The 501-nt window shown below is 40.5% G+C and carries 1 protein-coding gene; it reads left to right on the top strand.

What is annotated here, in order from left to right:
• A partial coding sequence (locus tag IE142_RS40640) for an HAD family hydrolase (protein WP_191889560.1) occupies positions 1 to 501 on the top strand: 501 nt, incomplete at both ends.

Consider the following 501-nt stretch of genomic DNA (forward strand, 5'->3'; position numbering starts at 1 on the left):
GCAGAATATGGCGTATTAGTGCGTGATGCGGATGCATTACAACAAGCAAGCCAATTAGATACCTTAGTTTTTGATAAAACAGGTACCTTAACTGAAGGCATGCCACAAGTAACTGAGATCCACACATTCAATCAGATAAGTGAAACTCAAGCGCTAGCATTAGCAGGCGCACTAGAAAGTGGCTCTAATCATCCATTAGCAAAAGCGATTTTAACCAAAGCTGAAGGTATTAAATTACCGCAAATAAGCCAATTTAGAACCCTTGCTGGTATGGGGTTAAGTGGTGAAATTGACGGCAATATTGTGCTGTTAGGTAATCCTAAACTAATGAAAGAATCTGGCATTGATATAAGTGAGATAAACGCCTTAATAGAAAACCAATCAGCGAAAGGGGTAACCCCCGTCTTATTGGCACAAAATGGGAAAATAGCGGCCCTACTTTCTATTCGTGATCCACTACGAGAAGATACCGTTAGTGCATTACAGCGTCTACATCATCAA

Origin of the sequence: Streptomyces mutabilis (genome assembly GCF_014649815.1) — a bacterium.
Classification (GTDB): domain Bacteria; phylum Actinomycetota; class Actinomycetes; order Streptomycetales; family Streptomycetaceae; genus Streptomyces; species Streptomyces mutabilis.